The 15,520-nt window shown below is 46.3% G+C and carries 13 protein-coding genes and 1 pseudogene; 2 read left to right on the top strand and 12 right to left on the bottom strand.

The window, feature by feature from the left end; translation table 11 throughout:
• The 7 genes and pseudogenes from BMW41_RS12070 to BMW41_RS12040 all read right to left on the bottom strand — a co-directional run.
• Window positions 1-208: pseudogene (locus BMW41_RS12070) on the bottom strand (IS110 family transposase); the annotation flags it as partial.
• 185 nt (window positions 209-393) lie between these two features.
• Window positions 394-1,728: a saccharopine dehydrogenase NADP-binding domain-containing protein gene (locus BMW41_RS12065; protein ID WP_074650304.1), complete on the bottom strand. Its 1,335-nt coding sequence runs from the start codon at window positions 1,726-1,728 to the stop codon at window positions 394-396.
• A gap of 1 nt (window position 1,729) precedes the next feature.
• A complete protein-coding gene (locus BMW41_RS12060; RefSeq protein WP_177171238.1) occupies window positions 1,730-4,420 on the bottom strand; it encodes an MFS transporter in 2,691 nt (896 codons plus the stop codon).
• Between the two features lie 231 nt (window positions 4,421-4,651).
• Window positions 4,652-5,314, bottom strand: coding sequence for a DNA/RNA nuclease SfsA (sfsA, locus tag BMW41_RS12055; RefSeq protein WP_074650302.1), 663 nt, complete (start codon window positions 5,312-5,314; stop codon window positions 4,652-4,654).
• Window positions 5,315-5,662: 348 nt separating this feature from the next.
• Window positions 5,663-6,055 (bottom strand): hypothetical protein, encoded by a 393-nt coding sequence (locus tag BMW41_RS12050; protein ID WP_074650301.1) that lies wholly within the window; start codon window positions 6,053-6,055, stop codon window positions 5,663-5,665.
• A gap of 120 nt (window positions 6,056-6,175) precedes the next feature.
• Window positions 6,176-7,108, bottom strand: coding sequence for a hypothetical protein (locus tag BMW41_RS12045; RefSeq protein ID WP_074650300.1), 933 nt, complete (start codon window positions 7,106-7,108; stop codon window positions 6,176-6,178).
• Between the two features lie 161 nt (window positions 7,109-7,269).
• A complete protein-coding gene (locus BMW41_RS12040; protein WP_074650299.1) occupies window positions 7,270-7,731 on the bottom strand; it encodes a hypothetical protein in 462 nt (153 codons plus the stop codon).
• A gap of 62 nt (window positions 7,732-7,793) precedes the next feature.
• Between BMW41_RS12040 and BMW41_RS12035 the strand changes: the two genes are divergently transcribed.
• A complete protein-coding gene (locus tag BMW41_RS12035) occupies window positions 7,794-8,873 on the top strand; it encodes a serine/threonine protein kinase (RefSeq protein WP_207646892.1) in 1,080 nt (359 codons plus the stop codon).
• A 630-nt stretch (window positions 8,874-9,503) separates the two neighbouring features.
• The gene (locus BMW41_RS12030; protein ID WP_207646891.1) at window positions 9,504-11,054 is read left to right on the top strand and encodes an AbgT family transporter; all 1,551 of its coding nucleotides are present in this window, start codon (window positions 9,504-9,506) and stop codon (window positions 11,052-11,054) included.
• 225 nt (window positions 11,055-11,279) lie between these two features.
• Here BMW41_RS12030 and BMW41_RS12025 read toward each other — a convergent pair whose 3' ends face one another.
• From BMW41_RS12025 to BMW41_RS12005, 5 genes are all read right to left on the bottom strand, one after another.
• Entirely contained in the window at window positions 11,280-11,792 is a 513-nt protein-coding gene (locus BMW41_RS12025) for a flavodoxin family protein (protein ID WP_074650296.1), read from the bottom strand.
• Window positions 11,793-11,868: 76 nt separating this feature from the next.
• A complete protein-coding gene (locus BMW41_RS12020) occupies window positions 11,869-13,035 on the bottom strand; it encodes an iron-containing alcohol dehydrogenase (protein WP_074650295.1) in 1,167 nt (388 codons plus the stop codon).
• A gap of 13 nt (window positions 13,036-13,048) precedes the next feature.
• The gene (locus tag BMW41_RS12015; protein WP_031473780.1) at window positions 13,049-13,423 is read right to left on the bottom strand and encodes a MerR family transcriptional regulator; all 375 of its coding nucleotides are present in this window, start codon (window positions 13,421-13,423) and stop codon (window positions 13,049-13,051) included.
• 158 nt (window positions 13,424-13,581) lie between these two features.
• Window positions 13,582-14,184, bottom strand: coding sequence for a class I SAM-dependent methyltransferase (locus BMW41_RS12010; RefSeq protein ID WP_074650294.1), 603 nt, complete (start codon window positions 14,182-14,184; stop codon window positions 13,582-13,584).
• Window positions 14,185-14,196: 12 nt separating this feature from the next.
• The gene (locus BMW41_RS12005; RefSeq protein WP_242870352.1) at window positions 14,197-15,051 is read right to left on the bottom strand and encodes a M15 family metallopeptidase; all 855 of its coding nucleotides are present in this window, start codon (window positions 15,049-15,051) and stop codon (window positions 14,197-14,199) included.
• Window positions 15,052-15,520: the final 469 nt, after the last annotated feature.

Raw genomic sequence — 15,520 nt, 5'->3', positions numbered from 1 at the left:
AATGAAATCTATCCATCAATAATCCGATTTCATTATAAAAAGTTCTAAATCCCTCTATTGAATTTCCAAAGCAAAAAGGTTTTTTTGTAAGCTCAATCCCCCTCCAATCAAAAGCTCTAAAATAATGCTTTTCACTACCAACATCAATACCAACTACCATTGTCTTTTCTGTTACTTGCCTGATTTTCTTGTTTTGTGTAAAATTCATCTGTAGATACCTCTTTTGTTCTGTTTATTGCCAACTATGCAGGGTCAGCAATTACAGTTTAACTGAGGTATCTTTCTGTTTCTACAAATTCACACTTTAAATGTTACAGGAAGCTATGAAATGAAAAAGGATCAAGGGCCTGATCCATCCCTTGATCCTTCTTTGACAGCAGAGTTCGTTTACGTTTACTTTTTGTCCGGTTCAAGAAGCCGGCATTCCCCGGAAATCACCGGAAGATACGGTGCAATATAGGAGATCACTTCATCGGTGTCCAGCTGCTCCGGATAAAGGATTCCCTCATTCGGATGTTTGAAGATGTACTTCAGCGCGGCAAAGATGGAAACCGCCACAAGGTATGCGACCGGGGTTCCGATACATCCATCCTCAAGATTTGCTTCGGTTCCAACATATCTGCTTTTGAAGTTTTTCCCCTCAACCAGCATTCCAATAGCCTCACCGCCGGAAACGATCTCATCCAGAGCGATCACATGGTAGTGATCGACGTTCTCTGTCCGAACGGTTTTAACCGCAGTTTCGCAGGGAAGATAGACAAACATTGCAGACGGGGCATACTCCAGTTCTCCATCTTCATCCCATACAGAGAAGTATTCACGCATGGAGTGGAGTTCTTCGTGATCATCGGCGCATCCCTCAATAATCTGATCATTGATGACCGCTTTTACTTTGGAAAACTTGCCCGAAAAATTGAGCTGCAGCAATCTGCTGTCCGGATCAAAACCGTAAATCTGATCCACATCCGCCCCCATTCTTCTCAGCGCCTCGGATAATTTCACTTCCGTTCCCACGATCATGGATGCCCTGTCATCCATTTCATTATAGAAATCCACTGCATTCCAGGTGGAATAAACCGTATTTGGCGCGGGCTCGGTAATATTGGTCTCTGTTGTGTCATAATCGGACTCAATCAAATACGTCACCCGAAGTTCCCGGGCCAGCTGGGCAAATTGGTCTTCTTTGATCAGTTTTTTCAAATGTTCACGGTTTTCCGCGACAAAAGGAGTATCATCCTCCTCCACGATATCGCAAAGGGCTTTTTTGGTCAAAACGTTGATCACACCGGAGTTTACTCCGAAATTCAGCACGGTTGTAGGGGTCTTCGGATTCTTACGGGCCAGTTTCAGTGTCTCCTGAAGATGTTCTTCATAGTCCAGATTCGCCTGATTATTGACCGGAAACCAGCCGTCCGAAGTGGTAATGAAATGAATACCCCGTTTGGTACATTCCTCGGTCAGAACGAAATCATCCAGTTCATTCGCGAGATCCAATAAAAAGTCCCCGCGATTTAAGTGATGAAAGATTTCCTGATAATTATCGTGGTTGATGATCATTCGGTGAATGTTCTCTTCCTTTCCACCCCGGGATCTGAAAAAATCAAGCATTTTCTCGTTTTTATCGATCACGATCATATCATCCGGATCAAACACTTTTTCCTTCAGGAGTATGTCGATCAACGACTGCGGCACTACTCCCAAACCAAGGAACATAATTTTTGACGTCATATTAGTTGTCCTCCTCATTTAAGTTATTTGTTTTCATTTTTTCAGCAATCATTCCGTACACTCTTGGTGATACCAGACACAGGAGCCCGAGGAAACCGGCTGCGACAGATGACGAGACGGTGAACAGCGGTCCTAAGACCGGTCCGTGAAGAACCTTAAACCCGTCTTCCAGAGCAAAATAATTCTCCAGAACATCTTTTCCTTCCACGCCGTCGTTGGCTGTCAGGCCAATCAGCCAGCTGATCCGGTGCACTTCAACGACACGGATCATGACGCAGACGATAAAGAGAACGATCGTGGCAAACACAATATTCGTGTTCAGAATCAGAAGCATGATTGCAATGCCGCAGACCGACAGCGCGGTGATCATGGCTTTCAGCGGATGCCATTTGTTAAATATCTCCACGATGCTCTCGGCGAAATAAGTGATCGTAACAGAGAATACACCGATGCTGGTCATTTCGATCTCGGTAAGTCCTGCATTTTCCGAGATCAGCGGGAACAGATACTCATCATAGCTGGTGGCAAATGAAATAGTGAGTACCATCAGAATGATATAGATCAAAGCATGCGGCCGGGCAAAAGCCTTCCAGACCTGCAGCGTTTTGACCTCTTCATCCTCCTCCTCGTCTTCGAAGATGACAAAGCTGAAGGGAATCAGCAATACGCAGACAACCACCCCGATACCGTACATCCAGGAAAAACCGAGGGAAGATGCAACAAGACCCGCGATCATCGTGAAGATCAGGGTCGCAGCCTCTGTGGCGCTCTGACTCTCCGCAATCTTTTTATTTCTGCGATCCATGTCCTCGATCTCATAGGGGATTCCTTCTGCCAGCGCATACAGAACACTTTCAAGGAAAATGCCTTCCAGGAACTTACATGCCGCAAAGAGATAAATATTTCCCCGGCCGATAGAAAAAACCATGCCGGCAAAAGAAGCGGCGCTGATGATCGCTGAGGCGACTCCCATCCGTCTCTCTCCAAAACGGCCGAGAAGCATTGATGTGATGACGGACCCCAGCCATGAACCGATGCGGTATGCAGTAAAGGGAATCGCGAACAGGAGAGCCATGTCGATATCCGAATTCGCGCTTATACTGGAAACCGCCATGACCATCATCATACCGTCCATGTATACCAGCCCGGTCACCAGAAAATCATAGGTATTGCTCAGGCAGTATTTTGCCTCTCTGGGCTGACTTTTCCGGATGGCCGCATACTCCATCAGTTCCCTGGAGTACTTTCGGATCACATCGAGAAGCATGACAGCAAATACAACGAAAGAAACCAGCTGCATTGCCGCTCCGATGACGCTGCGGATTCTGTCATATCGGAGCTTGCCGTATTCGCTTCCCATTTCCAGAAATCCGATGATGTTATCATCCTTATCATAAATCGGGGCATGGAAAAAAACATAGACTCCGTCCACTTCTTTCTCGATCGTATATCCCATCCTGTGCGATGAACCGGGGCTGTCCTCAGCTGAAATCGACAGATCGGTGTACCGCGTCCCGAGAATATTCTCATTATAGGAATCTGCAATAAGATAGGCTTCTCCGTCCTTATCAAATGCATAGATCTGGGCATACATTCCCATCTCTTTTCCGTTTGCCCTGCAGACTTCCTGAAGGTAAGGGCCAATCCACTCCGTCCTGTCTCTCAGCTCCTTTGTCTTGAAATCTTCCGGCTCTTTGCCGCCAAGAACGCCGAGCTCATCCATGGCAAAATACCGGAACCCCGCCGTGACGGATTCAGCAGCAGATATGGTTCTCAGCCGGTGCTCTTCATCAAAGTCTTTCAGCGTCATGCCGGTATAATAAGCCACGACAGATAAAAAGAGCACAATAAACGCGATCACGGTCCTATAGCGGATCAGATAACCGGCGGAAACAATCCGGAAAACAGCATACAGAACGGTAATCACAAGAATGACAGCGCCCAGATAATACAGGATATCCATAATTCTGGTAAACGCGGAAAATGTGATCGACGCACTCCAGCTTTGATTGTGAAATTGGGTGTGAATTATGTCAGGATGAAAGCTGAGCTCATGCTCAGACATATCATAATAATAGACTTCGCCAAAGCGATTGTAGATTTCAATCCGGTTCTCATCGATACGATACTCCCCTGCCTGAATTGTCTCAGGAGCCGTAAACGATGCCATCACCGTGTTTTCTGTTTCGGAATCTTCATTGACCGGATCCGCGCTGACCCGGATCAGCCGGACATCCCGATCCTGGATCTGTGTGATATATGCGTATCCGTCACGAACCACAACATCCTTGAGCTGATTGGAATTAATACACTGATTCTCATCATAATTCTGTATATACAGTTCACCGAGATATCTGCCCGAGGAAGAGTATTTCAGAAGCTTTTCGTTGATATAAAAATTGTAATCGTTGTAAATCTCTCCAACAATTGCATAGACATTTTCCCCGTCGGAAGCAACCGCGCGGGGCTCGCTCTGCACACCGTTGATATCCGTAGAAAAAACATTGATCAGTTCCCGATCATGCGTTGCAAAAAGAAGCTGTTTGTCCCAGATTGCGGTCATCCCGTTCTCATACTCCGCCACGTCCAGCACATTGCTCTGGTCAAGTTCGATCGAGCGCGCAAACGGAAAGTAATGGGGCCTCTGGGCACCGATAAACACAAATATAGCCGCTAATATTGATATGATCAAACAAAGTTTTTTTCTCAAATGCAACCCCTCTTTAATGCTACCGGTACGTTTTTGACTACACACATGAAAATCAATCGAATCGTTGTAACTTCCTGTTGGAGCTGAATAATATATCAATATCTTGTTGTCATTTCTTTAATTTTAACTCTAAAAAAAAACCGGGTCAATGACGCCGGCGGCCATTCTTTTGAGTTCCTTTGAGATAAATCCTGCCTTCTTCTCAAAATCTTCTCAAAGTCTTCTCAACACAGCGGTGAGAGAATCCGGTTCCACGTGGCATTTGAAAAACCAGATCTCTACGCCTGCATTTTTTGCTTCTTCCAGTGCCTCTCCAAACTCCGGATGGGTATTGACATTTGCTCTCACCTCGGAAACCCCATCCATCTGGATTACGAACGCAAGGATCGAATGATATCCGTCTTCCCGGGCCTTTATCAGTTCACGGATATGTTTTACCCCGCGCTCTGTCGGCGCATCCGGAAAGAAGCCGATGCCGTCTCTTTCCAGCGTGCATCCTTTTACTTCCATCAGATACTTTTCAGCCCTTCGCTCCATGTAAAAGTCGATGCGGGAATCCCCATAAGTATACTCCGGCACAACCATATCATAATCCTGCGATAGCAGCCACTCTTTCACTACCTTGTTCGGAGCCTGACTGTCTATGTTGAACAGCATCCCGGTGTCTTTTCGAACCGCTATCAGGTCATATTTTGTTTTTCGCCCCGGCGTTCCGGGGGCCGTCAGCCATACCTCACATCCGGGAATCAGAAGTTCCTTGCAGCGCCCCGTGTTCTTAACGTGCACCGTTTCCCTATGCCCGTTTATATCCACCTCTGCAATGAAGCGGTTGGGACGCTTTACAAATACTGCCTTCGTGACATTGTCGTAAATCAATACCGTCTCCTGTGGTGATCATTTTTTTCTCAAGACATCTCATTTTATGTTTCGCTTATCCATCGCCCAAATCACAATATTGCAGATGGTCGTACCTCTCCATTATACCCCCTCTTTTCCTTCACCGCGATGCCTGCGCCGCAATTTCCATACTATATACTATCCTCTTTCGCATTCTTTCCATAGTGATGGACGTGATGTATGCTCACTCCCAAACGAGAATGCTCACACGAAAGTCAACGGGGACGAGATCATCAGACCCCGTCCCCGTTTTCCGTGGAGTTTTGCTGCCTATCCCAAACTCTATTACGTACAGACTCGCATTCATCCTTCTCTTATTCATTTGTCCTATTCATTTGTTGTATTCTTTTCCGCTGACTCTTTCTGAATTCTCTTCTTGTTTCCGGAAAGATCCATCACCGCGAAAATGGCATTGATCAGGCACCATCCGGACCAGATTGCAAGGTCCGAAAACTTTCCATGACACAGGAATCCCATCAGAGCTGCAACCCCAAAAATCACAATCAGCGAGATTGCTGCGCCTTTCCCTTTGGAATTTCTGGTTGCAATCGATACGATACCTCCGGACAGCATCAGAAATGCCACAACAAACCCGGCGGCACCGGACACACCGCCTTCCTCATCCATTTGATCGGCAATACTTGCGGCGCAGGACTGAAACGTCACCAGGGAAAAAAATACGCAGCTCAATATTCCGGACACTAACTTCCATATCTTCATAATTTTGTCCTCCAGGCTCAAACAGACAAGCCTGTTTATCTGTTTGAGCCGTCAGTCAAAGTTTAAAAGTTTACTTTCAAACTTTTTGTCTCTCATCTTACAGATCTGTTTTTATACAAATCACTGTGCCTGAAACGTAATTGGTTTTGACTCGGCAATGGTCTTGTAAGAATCCGCGTCGGTAATGCGGAACTTCAGCTCAACATCCTGAATCTCCGTGATATTGTTCTTTTCCAGATCGGACTTCATGAGTGTGATGTCATCGAGCGATTTTTTTCCGTTATATACCGTAGTCGAAAAATACGGTTTCATCATAAAGCCGTTGATGGAGAGATCATCTACATGAATGGTCACATTCTTGCCGGATGTGTTCTCACAGTATACCAGAATGGATTTCCCCCAGAAGCTGTTCTCATCCACGGTCTTACCGACGATCCGGATGCCATTTTCATTGTAGAGTTCTGTGCCCGCCGCATCGATCGTGGTATCCATCTGATCATATGCCGACGTTTTGATCGTCACACAATCCGGATTATATCGGTTGGAAATGTTATCCGACTCATAGATATGGAAATAGATTTCGATCTGCCCGACGGTATCGATTCCTGCAGCCTTCAGTTCCTTGCTGGAAAGATGCATGGTTTCATTCGCCTTCTTTCCCGGCGCGACTTCGCATGCAAACAGGTCCGAGATCATGCAGTCATTCACGATCAGTGCTGAGCACCCCACCATGATCTTTTTATCCGAATGATTCTCAATCAGAAGTTTTACACCATCACCCCAGATCTCGTCTGTTTCATATCCCAGGGCAGTGATTTTGACGCCTTCGTGATCCACCAGAACCTGTTCTTCAATCGTAACCTTCTCCGGCGTTTTTGTATTCTCGCCGGAATCCGAACCCTCCTCCGGGTTTGCAGCCGTACTGTCTACGGTTTCCGTTTTGCCGTCTGACGACACGACGGATTTCTTTTTCGACGATCCGCCGTTTGCCAGAATCACCCCCGCCAAAACCAGACCTAATACCGGGACCAGCCACTTCTTACGCTTTTTCATTTACCATTTCCTCCTCTTTGACATCTTACATCCATGGGGCAGCTGTATTATTCCGCGACCTCTGCATGTCTTCTCCAAAAACGTTGGCCATTCCGTCTTTTTCTGTATTATAGTCTGTCTTCCGTTTCTCTGTTGCCCCCGCCGCGGTGGGAAACTAATGTTCAGTTTTGGGCTCCGCTGTTCCGAAGAGGCTCGAATCCGTTCTCTTTGAGCATAGTGTTGACATCAATGATGCTTCCAGGGCGTTCGTTAAACGCGATCATGAGAAGCGCGTCCCTCGGATCCTTGGCGTATAATTCCGGCATTTCATATTTTTTCAATGCTCGCTGTGTTTCGGTCAGTGACAGTTCCGCCGCATAGCAGATCCTCAAAATGACATCCCTTTGCTGGGTGTGCTTCTGCCCGGAGAGCAGCTTATATCCATAACGCTCCGAAATATCCGCATTGAGAAAAACACGCTGGAGCGTCATTTTTTTAGCTGCAATCCTGTCCTTGATCATCACATAAAAGGAATTTGCATCCGACAGCATACTGTCGCTGTTATCCCTCACATAGGCCTGGTAATCGGAAAGATGCGTGTTCTTCAGAACCTTTTCCAGTTCACCGGTATCTTTTTCCTGCATATATGCCTCCTTGCGTGTTAAAATAGCGTTATGAATCAACGAATGAAAGGATGGGTAAAGCCGTGGATCTGAACCAGCGTCTGTCCGTGTCCTACTACAAAACCATCGCCGCAATCAATGAATCTCACAAGATCGATCTGGTCCGGCATCAGGAAACCGGAAAGATCTATGTAAAGAAAACTCTGGACGTCTATTCCATTGATGTATACAAATATTTAAAGGAACACCATATTACCGGCATTCCGGAGATCATCGAGTATTTTGAGGACGACGGCACCCTTATTCTCATTGAAGAGTATGTTTCCGGCACAACACTTCGCGAAATGATCGAGTCTCGCCGTCTTTCCCCTCATAGCATCGTCCGCTATCTCACCGATCTCTGCGGAATTCTGGAGAAGCTCCATTCCCATAAGCCGCCCATGGTCCATCGCGATATCAAACCGTCAAATATTATCATAACGAGTTATGACAATGTGTTCCTTTTGGACTTTAACGCCGCGAAATACCGCTCGGTGGAGCAAAACCGTTCTTCCGATACCGTTCTTTTGGGGACACAGGGGTATGCCGCTCCGGAACAGTACGGTTTTGGAGAATCCTCTCCGCAAACCGACATTTATTCCATCGGTATCGTTCTCCGTGAGATGGTAAATTCCCTTTCAGACCGTGATTCTTCTTTTGATGCGGTCATCTCCAAATGCACCCAAATGGATCCGAAAAAACGCTATCGTTCCGTCCGGGACCTCCAAAACGCACTCCGGAAGCTGATGGACAAGGAAGCAGACCTCCGTCCGGAATCCGCCTCGGTAACGGCCTTTCTCCCGCCCGGTTTCCGAACCATGACTCCGGGAAAAATGGCCATTGCGATCCCGACATATGCGGTCGTCTTCGCGCTTTGTCTCTCATTTGATGTGAGGAATACGTTCGGTGCCGCGCTGTGGCTCGTACGGATCGGATTTCTTCTGATTGCACTCGGCGACATTTTTATTGGTTACAATTATCTCGGTGTTCAAAAGTTCTTTCCGCCATGCCGAAGCCGAAATCCGTATCTTCGGATTTTTGGAATTCTTCTCTTCTGCGGAATCTACTCTGTCCTTTCGTTCGTTCTGCTGATATTTATGAGAATGATACTCTTTCCATCTTGAAATATAGCATGAATCGCCGCTCTTCGCTGCCACCGCGGAGGTGGCATTTTTTTCGGCTCAATCACAAATTTTATGTGATGGCTGATTCCTGACATACTCCTTCCGGCTCATATCCATGATCTTCAAGAGTAAGATATGATGGCAAAACTCAATAAAAAAGACTCCTAAACTTTTTAAAGTATATTGCAAAATTCAATACTTCTTTTCCCATCATCCTATGCGAAGCCAGCGAGGTCTCACTTACCTGCTGGCTTTTGTATAACACAAATCCCTGATATATGGTAAAATTAAAATATACATAAATGAACCTCAAAAAGGAGCAGCTATTAATATCGTGTTGTGAATAAACTTTTAAAGAACGAGAAATTCAGTATCAGCAAAGAGTTCTATTTATAGGCGAACCGATAGAGCCTCAGATAACGGATATCGAGACCGATGCACCGGAAGGAAGCTATGAGATCATCGGTATGAAAAAAAATACAAAGCCCGGAAAGGGAATGGTGATACTGCATGGTACCGGTTCTTACGGGGGAGCAAAAAGGTTGAATTTAAGATACTCAGGAGAAGTATTAAGAATTCCAACAGGATCTATTAGCAACGATCAAATTTATGCATAGAGAGGATTCACATTTGAAAACCAAATCATCAAAACTTGAAAACATACTATTGCGTATTGAGAAATTCTGTGACAAGCTGCCGCAGCCGGCGATCCTGTTCATGTGGTTATTCATAATAACTGCTGTGTTGTCGCTGATTTTCAACGTTTTTAATGTGACGGTCATCAATCCGGCCAACATGGCGGAGGTCCATGTGAAAAATTTCTTTTCAAGAGAAGGCCTGTACTGGTTTCTTGCAAATATGATCACCAATTTTACGTCCTTCCCGCCTCTGGGCCTTGTACTTGTGATGACCGTAGCCGTAGGTTTCTGTGAGGAGTCAGGACTCATCAAGGTTTTCCTGAATGCCAAAATGAAGCATACCTCTCAACGGTTTCTTCCCTATCTTGTGGCTTTCATAGGTATCCTCGGCAATATTGCTTCCGATACTTCAGCCATAGTGCTTCCGCCATTGGCGGGGCTTCTCTTCTTATCTGCGGGACTTCATCCGGTTGCAGGAGTTTTATGCGCTTATGTCGCCACTCAGTCGGGTTTTTCCGCCAACATTATGATTTCCGGTACAGATGCGCTTTTACAGGGGATTTCTCAAAATGTTGTTGATGATTTTTTCGGAGAGGGAGTTCTTAATGTGGATGTCACATGTAATTGGTATTTCATGGCTGCATCCACCATCTTCTGTACTTTTTTGATAGGCTTTATGTGCAATCACTTCATCAATAAAAGATTAGGTGAATATGTTCCTGCACAGGGGCTTTTGCTCAACACGGAAGATGAGGTTACACCGCAGGAAAGAAAAGCCCTTTCCCGGGCCGGTATTTCCATTCTGCTATTTCTTATAATAGTAGTCTGCGCAACAGTATGGGGTCCTCTCGGAATTGTAGTCGGAAAGGAAAATGTCGATACAAGAGCCTTTATAGGTTCCTATCTTCTGAAGAATCTGATCACTATCCTTGTTTTCTTTTTCAGCGTCCCGGGTATTGTTTACGGACTTTCGGCCGGTACATTTAAAGGGCTTGATGACATATACAGGGCTATGGTCAAGGTCATGGGCAGGATGAGCGGATATTTGGTCTTTTGCTTTTTTACCGCTCAGTTCCAGAAGCTGTTTTCATGGACCAACATAGATCAACTTCTTGCCATCAATGGAGCAAATGCTCTTAAAGCCAGTGGATTTACCGGCTTCGGAATGATCGTCAGTTTCATTCTGTTCAGTGCCTTAATAAATATATTTATTACTTCGTCTTCTGCAAAATGGTCGATCTTTGCGCCGGTCTTCATTCCCATGATGCTGCTGGCCGGCAGGTATCACCCTGCCATGACACAGCTCTTTTACAGGATCGGAGATTCAACCACCAACTGCTTCACCCCGGTTATGCCATACCTGTGGGTAACGCTGAAGGCATCACAGGATATGTTTGATCCCAAGCTGAAGATAGGAACGTTTGTCTCAAATCTCTTCCCGATCGGAATGATCCTTCTGGTAATGTGGGTCATTTTCCTGGTGGTATGGATGTCCTTGGGTCTTCCCATCGGGCCGGGGGTAACGACCTTGGTGAACACATGAGGATTCGGATGGAGCCTATAAATATCAGGATGTGAGTTTATGTGCATCCTCTATCCACAGGTACAAACTCGCTCTTCCTCAGGAAGATCCTTTTTTATGCAACTGTCGATATACTACGCCGCAGGGTCAACGGCCGAGCTATCACATAGAAAAAATGATTGACCCAAAAAAAACCAAGGGCCGCCGCAGCAAAACGGCAGGCCCCTGTGTCACAGAAGCTTTGTGTCAAAGTGCTTTCGCGAACTCTCGGATTTCTTTCAGCTTTGCTTCGGACTGGTTCTCGTCCCCATTCGCAGTGATGACTCCGGCAGCTTCGATTCCCGCATATCCCATGTAAGCCTTAAACTGAGCGATCGCTGCATCATACACTCCTTCCGATCCCGATGAAAGAAGAAGTGCTGCCTTCTTCGCCTTTAAAGGCTTTCCAATACAGTAAACTCTCTGAATCGCAGCTTCCATCTGCGCCGTCATCGTGAAATAGTAAATCGGAGAAGCAAATACGATCATATCGGCTTCTTTGTATGCCGGAAGGATCTTCTCGAGATCATCCTTCTGAATACAGACGCCGTTCCCCTTTGTATGACAGTACTCACAGCCAAGGCAGCCTGCAATTTTCATCTGTCCGACATGATACACATCCACTTCATGACCGGCTTCTTTCGCTCCCTCACAAAAGGCCTCAACCAGTGCAAAGGTATTGACTTTCCTCGGGCTTCCGTTAAAAACCGCAATTTTCATAGTGTGCCTCCTTCTCTCTAAACAGGTATTGACGCTCCTGAACATTTTTGTCAGAGCAATATAATGAAACTCATCTTTACAGACTCTCTCTGAGAATCTTTACCACTTCATCTCTGGTTAAAACCTTATATCCGCCTTCAAGGATAAAGGTTCCGTCTGCAATCCCTTCAATCATGTCCTCTGTGGCGCCAAGTTCCGAAAGGCTCATGGCAACCCCGATCTTTTTCATCCAGTCTTCCATTGCCGAAAGTCCCGCCATGGCAACTTCTTCATCCGACTTTCCGTCTGCCTGAATGCCCCAAACCTCTGTTGCAAATCTCTTAAATTTCGGAAGTCCGTATGGCATAATGAACCGGTAATACGGTAAAGATACCGCAGCGAGCGTCATGCCATGGGTAGCATCCGTGAATCCACCCGCAGACTGTCCCAGCATATGCACCATCCAGTCGGTTCTCTTTCCTCTGGAAATAAGCGTGTTCAGCGCCCATGTCGCCGTCCACATGATATTGGATCTCGCCTCATAATCTTCCGGGTTTTCGATGGCAATCAGAGAGGAATGAATAACCGACTTCATCAGCGCCTCTGCGATATAATCACTGGTGTTGTCATCTTCTCCCGAGAAATACTGCTCGCAGATATGATTGAAAATGTCATAGATGCCCGCTACCATCTGTCTCTTTGGAAGACTCATGGTAAACTTCGGATTCAGGATGGAAAACTTCGGCATGACCGCTTCCCCAAAGACATGTCCGATTTTCTGATGCGTCTCATGGTTGGTAATAACCGATCCGGCATTCATTTCAGAACCGGTGCCCGCCATCGTAAGGATGCATCCAACCGGAACGATTTCACAGGTCGGCTCCTCAAAACGAATGAAATACTTCTCCCATGGATCTTCGTCGCAGCAGACCGATACCGACACTGCTTTCGCGTAATCGCAGCATGAACCGCCGCCAAGCGCCAGGAGAAGATCGACCTGATTCTCCTTCGCAAGCTTCACTCCTTCACGAAGCTTTTCTACCGTCGGATTCGGCATTACACCGGCATCTTCAATAATGTTTTTGCCATTTGATTTTAGGATCTCAATGACGGCGTCATAGATACCGTTCTTCTTGACAGAACCGCCTCCGTAAATCAGCAGAACATTCTTTCCATATTTCGGAAGTTCCTCATTGAGATATTTTAAGGAATCATCTCCAAAATATAATGTTGTTGCGTTGCGATAGCTGAAATTACCTAACATATTGAATTCCTCCTTATTCCCAGGTCAGCTTACCTGTTTTCTGTGCAATTTCATAACGGCCGATCTTATAATTGAGTTTTTCCAGAGCAGTGTCATATTTCTTCTTTGCATCCAGAATCCTTTCTCTGGCCTCTTTTAAAAGATTCGCTCTTGCCTCAATGGTTCCGTCGCCAAGCTGAAACAGTCTTACATACTCGATCAGCATTTCCACCGGAACGCCCGCATCGCGCATACAGACCGCATTTTCAACCCATCCGATATCCTCTTCCTGATAATTCCGGATACCCGCCGCAGTACGATGTACCTCCGGGATAACCCCTACGCGTTCATAATATCTGAGCGTATCCGGGGAAAGATGATATTTCTCGCATACTTCTTTAATTGTCATGACTTCAGGCCCTCTATCCTGTATTTTCGCTGTTTTTATTTCTGTTTTTCACTGCGTTTTTACTGCATCTCTCACGATCATTGACGCCTCTGATATTTGCACTATACACCTTGGAGTCAGCTCTAAGTCAATACCTTTTTTTATGCCGCCCTACCGTCCTACATCGTTTTCGTAATAACCGCAATGGCACAGGGCATTCGCCCCTCCACCACATAATACTCTGCTCCGGTGTATCCCATTTCTTCAAAGAAGCATTTGTAGGAATTCAAGTCAAACTGCCTCCTGAAATCCGCACCGAGCAGGGCAATGAACTTTACCGCAGCGCTTGCGGAACCTTTCGTCAAATTGATATACGTCGGGATAATGATCTTTCCTCCCGGTTTCACCACACGCACCAGTTCCTGTAAGGCCTTCTCCGGTTCCGGGAGCAGATGAATCACATTGCCTGCAACCGCCTTGTCAAACCGGCCATCCCGACACCTGATATGGGTAATATCTGCTTTCCGGAAGGTGACATTGGGGTATTTTCGGCATTTCTTTGCGGCCTGTCGAAGCATCCCTGGGGCAAAGTCTGTCGCAATGAGTTTTCTGCACTTCTGCGCAGCATAAATGCTGATCGCGCCGGTTCCGCAGGCGCATTCGAGAACTTCGTCTGACGGTTCGATCAGTTCCGCGACCTTCTTTCCGGTTCCGGTATAAACTTTACGGTTATACAGATTTTCAAACAGATCATATATTGGTGAAATCCTGTCCCAAAACATCAAATCAAACCTCTATTCCTTCGTATAAGCTTCCGCATATTTTTCAGTGATTGCCGTCGGAAGCTCAAAATGCTGGTAGTCCTTCCGGTCCGACCAGTTTCCGCCCCACTCAAACCCTTTTTCGATAAAGAGCTTACAGCACAGATCATTTTTGTTTATCTTGTAATCAAAATCCCTTGTTCGGTCCAGATAATCCATTCCGGTTGCCGGCTCTGTCACCTCTTCTGTCGTACCATCCGCATTCTTCACGGTTTTGTGGTAGGGATTATATAACGGGTTGATATCGACAGCCATTCCCAGTCCATGTTTCGAGATTTTTTTCGTATGTGAGATAAACCGAAAGTTAAAACAGGACGAATTGTTATCGCGCATCATCGTCTCATCGTCAGCCATGTAGTTATCCGGAAGCGTCATGCGTTCGATGGGATAATCTGCGTCATAAAGCTTCTTGAAAATCTCCAGAATATCTTCCGCGATCCGTTTATGCACCACCATTTCTCCCCGATGAGTATTTCCCTCCTTATCTTTGTGCAGGACCACAAGATATCGAAGATCCTCCCGCGGAACAATACATTCTTTTTTATATGTATTCCCGGCTCTCATCCTGTCAAACAAGTCGTCTGAGATCTCCCGGATGGAAAATCCCTCCGTCTCATCGATTTTTTCAGCCGAGTTGACTCTGCTGTCCGCCAAGACAGCACTGACGTCCGATGCGGCACTGCTTTCTGCCACTGCAGCTCTGCTGTCCGCAGCGGCACTGCTTTCTGCCTCTGCAGCTCTGCTGTCCGCTGCAGCACTTCTTTCTGCCGAGACAGCACTGATATCCGAAACGCTGTTCTCTGAATGTTTCAGAACTTCAAAAGCCAAAAAGGCAAATATCATTATACCGACAATCCCTATTCCGAAATATGAGCTCATTTCGATTCCTCTTTTTTCTTCCGCAGCATAGCACGGTTTTTTCTTCCATCAGGTATTCATTTGACTTCTGGTTCTATTATACGCCGCTTTCTCATCACTTTGATAACCTTTTGTTGGACCTTTTTCCCGCCGATCCGACCGACGATGCCGCTATGCGGCGAGGAGACCTTGAACCTGGGTTCAACAATTCTTCCCCGCAGAAGATGGGGTGAGGCGGATTCAGAAAAAGGTCCGGTGGACCTTTTTCCCGTCGAACCGACCGACGATGCCGCCATGCGTCGAGGAGACCTTGAACCTGGGTTCAAGGATCTCCTCTGCCGCATAAAAAGGGGCTGGCGCACTAACTCAAGTTAGTGCGTCGGCCCTTTTCCTGTAAAAAGAATTCAGCCGGGCTCCAAAGAGCCCGGCTGATGGTGTA

The organism is [Clostridium] aminophilum (assembly GCF_900101295.1).
Classification (GTDB): Bacteria; Bacillota; Clostridia; order Lachnospirales; family Lachnospiraceae; genus Clostridium_R; species Clostridium_R aminophilum_A.
This window is presented reverse-complemented; position numbering and strand designations above follow the sequence as displayed.

What these genes read in the sequence shown, in the direction of transcription:
- BMW41_RS12020 (WP_074650295.1), bottom strand. Translation starts at nt 13,035, where the DNA reads ATGTTAGGTAATTTCAGCTATCGCAACGCAACAACATTATATTTTGGA.
- BMW41_RS12050 (WP_074650301.1), bottom strand. Translation starts at nt 6,055, where the DNA reads ATGAAGATATGGAAGTTAGTGTCCGGAATATTGAGCTGCGTATTTTTT.
- BMW41_RS12010 (WP_074650294.1), bottom strand. Translation starts at nt 14,184, where the DNA reads ATGTTTTGGGACAGGATTTCACCAATATATGATCTGTTTGAAAATCTG.
- BMW41_RS12040 (WP_074650299.1), bottom strand. Translation starts at nt 7,731, where the DNA reads ATGCAGGAAAAAGATACCGGTGAACTGGAAAAGGTTCTGAAGAACACG.
- BMW41_RS12045 (WP_074650300.1), bottom strand. Translation starts at nt 7,108, where the DNA reads ATGAAAAAGCGTAAGAAGTGGCTGGTCCCGGTATTAGGTCTGGTTTTG.
- BMW41_RS12065 (WP_074650304.1), bottom strand. Translation starts at nt 1,728, where the DNA reads ATGACGTCAAAAATTATGTTCCTTGGTTTGGGAGTAGTGCCGCAGTCG.
- BMW41_RS12015 (WP_031473780.1), bottom strand. Translation starts at nt 13,423, where the DNA reads ATGACAATTAAAGAAGTATGCGAGAAATATCATCTTTCCCCGGATACG.
- BMW41_RS12025 (WP_074650296.1), bottom strand. Translation starts at nt 11,792, where the DNA reads ATGAAAATTGCGGTTTTTAACGGAAGCCCGAGGAAAGTCAATACCTTT.